The following is a 4,122-nucleotide window of genomic DNA, read 5'->3' as shown; positions in this document are numbered from 1 at the left end:
TTCAAGTCTTTTCTTTAAAGAAGCAGAATCATTGGACTTATTAGAATCATTTCTAATAATACCAGCAGATTCATAAATAAAAGGAGGAACCTTAGAAATATCAGAAATAATAGATTTAGGTCTTCCTTTTTTAGAATTGAAGACATTATCGTCATAACCAGATTCCTCATATATTTTAACCCATTTGTGTATAGTATAAGATGAAGGAATCATATAGCAACATCAGATAAAGACATATCAGAATTAAGATATTCTTTAACAACTTGAAGTAACCGAGAATACTTATTTCTATTTTTCATATAAAACACCCCTTTCACTTTAATGATATCATTTTCTTATTTTTTCTCCAAATTTTCTATGGGGTGATTACGCAATTTCTTCTTTTAATTCATCAAATTTTTCATCTATTTCTGCAGATAATAATTTTATTTGCTTATTAAGTTCATTATTAAAATTCTTTTGTATTTCCTTTATTTCTTTTATTTTCTCTTCCTTATCATCATAATCAAACGCTTGGTTTAATAATTTAAAGAAATAGTCTATAATATTCAATAATACAATTTTAAATATATCCCACATAATTTAAACCTCCTTTAATTAAACCGGGCCAAAAGCCCGGTTATACTTTAGTTGATTAAATCAAATAATTCATTTGATGTTGTATCTACAATAGTTGCATTATCTTTTTCATATCCTGCTGGTACTAATACTCCTATAAATGAATCCATAGCGCTTTGTACTTCTGTTGAGGTTAAATCTACTCTTGGATCATTTAAATATATTGTCTTTCTCTTTCCATCTACTGTATTTACAAATGTCATTCTTAATTTCTTTGCCATACTAACACCTCCATTATTTTTTATTATTATTTTTTAAATCTTATTATATTAATTACTTATACATTAAGCTTGTAATTCATAGTTTTCTATTTTTTCAATTTCTACTAATGATTTTTCAGATAATGATGCATAATTTAATGCAGCAGTATATACTTGATCATCAGTTGCACCTGCTATAATTGAAAACGCTTTCCTTTTAATAATTTGTTTTCCATCTAAATCTAAACCATAATCAAAAGAAATTCTAACTTTATCACCTAAATTAATTTTTGTTGCCATACTTTCATCTCCTTTCTTTCTTTATTTTCAATTTTTTATTTTTCTTCTCTGTCAGCGCTGACGATTGTATTATAAAATATTATTTTTGAATGGGAATAATACTCGAATTATTACCAAATTTCGTTACTGAATTGTGATATAATAAAATTGATTTCAAAATACAAATTGAAGTATATGACAATAAAATGCATATATTATAGTTAATATAAATATATTTCTAAATACGTTGTATTTAGAAATATATAATTAGGTATATAATATATGAAATATTATATTTGATTATTAATATATAATAAGTAAGATAATAGAAAATTCGGAGGTGTGGTTATGAGAAAAGCTATTATAGTTATTATTATGATAATTTTTTCCTTATTTGCTTTTGGTTTTAATTTGGATATAGGAAATAATATTTCTATTTCAAAGAATATATGGGAAGTTGGCGAAGGTTCAAATATAGGATTATACTTAAGTTATCCTTTGGATTTTTCTGATGTTTATTTACCAGGTATTGGAATAAATTATAATGATAAGAATGAATTTTTTACATATCAAAAGGTATTTTTTAAGAAAATAAAAATGAAAGCAGGAGAAAGATATTTTAATTTAAATATTGGATATGAAAATAACTCTATATTATTATCATCAGAAATAAAAAAATATAATAATGATTTAATATCAAAAAGTTTTTCATATTCATATACCTCTGTATTTAAAGGAGGTAGTGAAAAAAAGAAAATAAGCCTTGATAAATATTTAATTCCAACTGTATTAAAAGCATCTATTTTTTCTACATCATATGATAATTCTGGAATTGGTAATAGTATTTCAAATTATGGTATTCAATTACAAAGATACTTTACAATACCTGTTATTGTAGGAATTTCAGATTTAGGATATTCATTATCTATTCCAATTGAAATAATGGATGATAAATATATTTCTGGATATTTTGCATATGGAGTATTATATAATGGAGAATACTATCCAGAATTCAGTTTTCAAACACCATTTAGTGTGAATAAAAAAGATTATTATTTAGGAATACAATTAAAGATGAGTGCAGAGTCTGATGTGATGTTTTACTTATCAAAGATAGATATAAATAATCCATTTACAATAATTATTACAAATAATAGCGGTAGTTTTTTTGGATCTTTTCCAATTTCTTTTTAGATTGATCTAAAATGTTATAATAAATATTAATTAAAAAAAAATTATATAATTGAATACTTTGAAATTAAACCGGGTTGATCCCGGTTTTTATTATTTAATTAAATCATATAGTTTGTTGCTGGAGTAAAAAGTAGAATGTAAATAATCAAAGTATTATTGAAATTTGAATTGTGATATAATTTAGTTATGGAGGTGGATTTGATGAAAAAATTGCCGATAGGTATACAAGATTATAAGGAAATAATTGAAGGTAATTATATATATGTAGATAAAACAAAATATATTTTTGATTTAATAGATAATGGAAAGTATTATTTTCTATCTCGACCAAGAAGATTTGGAAAGAGTTTAACGATATCGACATTATATTATATATTTAAAGGAGAAAAAGAATTATTTAAAGATACATATATATATGACAAATTGAATTTCAAAGAATATCCTATTATAAGATTAAATATATTATTAGCTGCTACAGATAATGAAGAGAGATTTAAAAAGAGTTTGACAAACTTAATAAAACAAGAAGGTCAAAGAAATAATGTAGAAATATTGGAAGAAGATTATAAATTTGCATTTGATGAATTAATAATAAAACTTTCCAAAAAAGGAAAAGTAGTAATATTAGTAGATGAATACGAAAAACCAATATTGGATAATATAAATAATAAAGAAAAAGCAGAAAAATATAGAGAAATATTAAGAGATTTCTATGTAACAATCAAATCCAGAGATGAATACATAAAATTCGTATTTATCACAGGAATAACGAAATTTACAAAAACAGGAGTATTTTCTGCATTAAATAATTTAAATGACATTTCCTTAAACAGAAAATACTCTCAAATGTTAGGTTATACACAAGAAGAATTAGAATATTATTTCAATGAACATGTAGAAGAGACTGCAAAAGAAATGGGAATAAGTAAAGAAGAATTATTAAAAGAAATAAAAACATATTATAATGGATTCTCATTTGATGGGGAACGTTTTGTATATAATCCATTTTCAGTATTAAGATTCTTTGATGAAAGGAAATTTCAGAACTATTGGTTTGAAAGTGGATCACCATCATTTATATATGAATATGTAAAAGGAAGAAAAATAGAGTACGAAGATTTAGTAAAATACACAGTAGATTCATTAGACTTTACAACAAGAGAAATAGAAGATGCAAATGCAAATATATTCTTTGCACAAGCAGGATATTTAACCTTTAAAGGAATTAAAAAATATGGAATAACAGAAAAATATATATTAGACTATCCAAATCTTGAAGTAAAAAATAGTTTTTCAAAATTAATATTAGAAGCAAATTATAGTTTAAATGAAGAAACATATGAAAAAATATATGAAATATATGAACTAGTAGAAGAAAATAATATAGAGGGATTAATAGAAGAAATAAAAAGAATAATAAGTGCAATTCCGTATAATTTACATCAAAATAGAGAAAGTTATTATCATTCATTAATATATACAATATTAGCCTCAGCAGGATTAAATGTAACAGCGGAAGAATTAACAAATCTTGGAAGAATAGATTTAGTATTAGAACATAATGACAAAATATACTTATTTGAAATAAAATTAGACAAAAGCGCTAAAGAAGCAATTGAACAAATAAAAGAAAAGAAATATTATGAAAAATATAAAAATTATGAAGTTTATATTATTGGAGTAAATATCAATTCAGAAAAAAGAAATATTGATGAATATATTATAGAAAAAATATAAATATTTTAATTGATATGGACATGTGATAGAGTTTTGTGCCAAATTGAAGATTTGGAGGTGGAACCGATGAAAAAATTACCAATAGGACGAAGCG

At 23.5% G+C, this 4,122-nt stretch carries 5 protein-coding genes and 1 pseudogene; 2 read left to right on the top strand and 4 right to left on the bottom strand.

Translation table 11 applies throughout. The annotated features are described in order from the left end of the window. The 4 genes and pseudogenes from OB7_RS09750 to OB7_RS09735 form a co-directional block, all read right to left on the bottom strand. A pseudogene (locus OB7_RS09750) lies at nucleotides 1–213 on the bottom strand (hypothetical protein); the annotation flags it as partial. Nucleotides 214–366: 153 nt separating this feature from the next. Beyond that, on the bottom strand, nucleotides 367–579 hold the full coding sequence (locus tag OB7_RS09745; protein ID WP_114703181.1) for a hypothetical protein: 213 nt from the start codon (nucleotides 577–579) through the stop codon (nucleotides 367–369). Between the two features lie 47 nt (nucleotides 580–626). Then, nucleotides 627–839: a DUF2922 domain-containing protein gene (locus tag OB7_RS09740; RefSeq protein WP_114703180.1), complete on the bottom strand. Its 213-nt coding sequence runs from the start codon at nucleotides 837–839 to the stop codon at nucleotides 627–629. Between the two features lie 63 nt (nucleotides 840–902). Further along, entirely contained in the window at nucleotides 903–1,118 is a 216-nt protein-coding gene (locus OB7_RS09735) for a DUF1659 domain-containing protein (protein ID WP_114703179.1), read from the bottom strand. A gap of 327 nt (nucleotides 1,119–1,445) precedes the next feature. On the opposite strand from OB7_RS09735, the gene OB7_RS09730 reads away from it, so the two are divergent. Further along, entirely contained in the window at nucleotides 1,446–2,291 is an 846-nt protein-coding gene (locus OB7_RS09730) for a hypothetical protein (protein WP_114703178.1), read from the top strand. 201 nt (nucleotides 2,292–2,492) lie between these two features. Then, nucleotides 2,493–4,028: an ATP-binding protein gene (locus tag OB7_RS09725; protein WP_012579916.1), complete on the top strand. Its 1,536-nt coding sequence runs from the start codon at nucleotides 2,493–2,495 to the stop codon at nucleotides 4,026–4,028. Nucleotides 4,029–4,122: the final 94 nt, after the last annotated feature.

This window comes from Thermosipho africanus Ob7 (assembly GCF_003351105.1).
Classification (GTDB): domain Bacteria; phylum Thermotogota; class Thermotogae; order Thermotogales; family Fervidobacteriaceae; genus Thermosipho; species Thermosipho africanus.
This window is presented reverse-complemented; position numbering and strand designations above follow the sequence as displayed.